The 2064-nt window shown below is 37.6% G+C and carries 2 protein-coding genes; both read left to right on the top strand.

The window, feature by feature from the left end; all coding sequences use genetic code 11:
• Positions 1-157 precede the first annotated feature (157 nt).
• A complete protein-coding gene (locus P20439_RS01815; protein WP_008110465.1) occupies positions 158-1231 on the top strand; it encodes a sensor histidine kinase in 1074 nt (357 codons plus the stop codon).
• On the top strand, positions 1228-2052 hold the full coding sequence (locus tag P20439_RS01810; RefSeq protein ID WP_008110464.1) for a LytTR family DNA-binding domain-containing protein: 825 nt from the start codon (positions 1228-1230) through the stop codon (positions 2050-2052). The genes P20439_RS01815 and P20439_RS01810 overlap by 4 nt, the downstream gene beginning before the upstream one ends.
• The last annotated feature ends 12 nt before the right edge of the window (positions 2053-2064 follow it).

The raw sequence follows: 2064 nt of genomic DNA, 5'->3' as shown, positions 1-2064 counted from the left end.
GGTTCAACGTAACAACTAAACCAGAACTGAACATCCATCCTGCATTTATTTAATTTATTGTTTGCGATAGGGCTATTAAAAAGTAAGACAGTTGGTAGTGCTATACCTGACGATAAATCGATATAATAGTCACAAATTTACAAGGTAATAATTAATTTTGAATTGGCAGTCTTTAATTGATAACAGACAACGTTTTTTCTGGCTTTTGCAAATTGCAGGCTGGATAGGTTATGCGTTAGTTAACTATATTGGTTCTAAAGTATTCGAAATGCGTGATATTTACGTATTCGTTATTTTACTAAACGCCTATGCGGGCTGTTTAATGACTGTGCCTCTGCGTTATATTTATCGCAAAATTTGGAATGCCTCACCTTGGGTATTAATTATTGTTGTATTTGGCGCCTCTTATATAACCGGTACATTATGGGCCGTGGTGCAAAAGTTTAACCTGTGGGAAATTTATCGCCACGGATACCGTCCTGAAGAATGGTTTTATTATTTACAACAAGGACTTGATTCTGTTTATATTATTTTGTGTTGGAGTGGTTTGTACTTTGGGGTTAAGTATTACCAGTTATTACAAAGTGAACGTCAAAAAGCCTTAAAAGCGACCACAATGGCGCACGAAGCGCAGTTAAAAATGCTTAGATACCAGCTAAATCCTCATTTTTTGTTTAATACGCTCAATGCAATATCAACCTTAGTTTTGGTAAAAGAAAATAAAGATGCTAACTTGATGGTATCTAAATTGAGTGACTTTTTACGCTATACGCTTAATACTGATCCAATTAAAAAAGTGCCGCTGGAGCAAGAGTTACATGCATTAATGCTCTATTTAGAAATTGAACGTGTACGTTTTGATGAGCGCTTACAAGTTAATGTGGACGTGAGTGAGCAGGCCAAACAAGCATTAGTGCCAAGCTTAATATTACAACCGATCATCGAAAATGCCATTAAGTACGCCATTGCCCATATGTCAGAAGGTGGTGTTATTGATATAAAAGCGCAAGTTTTTGCTAATGAATTATTACTTGAAGTGGGCGATAATGGGCCTGGCACTGATATTGAAAATGGTCAGTTAGTTAATGCACAAGGCGTAGGGGTGGCAAACACCCGAGACAGATTAAAAACGCTCTACGAAAATAATTACTCGTTTGTATTATCACATAATACGCCAAGTGGATTAAAAGTTAATCTGCGAGTCCCGTTTGAGAAGGCTGTGAAGAAATGACAAGAATAAAAACGCTTATTGTTGATGATGAGCCATTAGCACGTAAAGGTTTAGCCGTCAGGCTTGAAGAGTTTTCTGATATTGAAGTGATCAAACTGTGTAGCTCAGGTTTTGATGCGATTGAAAGTTGTAAAAACGAAAAAATTGATCTTGTCTTTCTTGATATTCAAATGCCTGGTATGAACGGTTTTGAAGTCGCACGTGCTTTAAGTGAAAGCAGTAAAGATTTACCTGCCATTGTGTTTGTTACGGCGTTTGATCACTTTGCTGTTAAAGCATTTGAAATTCATGCTTTAGATTACATTTTAAAACCCGTTGATGATAACAGATTAAAACAGGCGGTAGAAAAAGTGCATACCTATTTAAAAACTCAGCAGGATAACGCCCATAAGAAAAAACTAGCGAGCTTCGTAGCAGGGATAACAGGCAATAACTGCGAAGAAATTTTAAAGAAATTAGCCACAGGCGATACCCTTACAGATCGTCGTTATCCTGAGTCATTGGCCGTAAAAGAGCAGGGCGAAATTGTCAGAGTACCCGTTGCTACTATACAGTGGGTAGATGCGGCAGGTGATTACATGTGTCTGCATTGCCAAGATGGGCAAACGCATATATTACGTAAAACTATGAAAGAGCTTGAACAAGAATTAGATCCAAGCTTATTTGTACGTGTTCATCGCAGCGCGATTGTTAACACCAAACAAATTAGCAAGCTGGTAACTCAGGTTAGTGGTGAATATTTATTAGTGTTAGATAACGGACAAGAGCTTAAAGTAAGTAGAAGTTACCGTGATAAAGTAAAAGCAGCACTGGCTAGCTAACTGTAACGCACA

This window comes from Pseudoalteromonas sp. BSi20439, assembly GCF_000241165.1.
Classification (GTDB): domain Bacteria; phylum Pseudomonadota; class Gammaproteobacteria; order Enterobacterales; family Alteromonadaceae; genus Pseudoalteromonas.
This window is presented reverse-complemented; position numbering and strand designations above follow the sequence as displayed.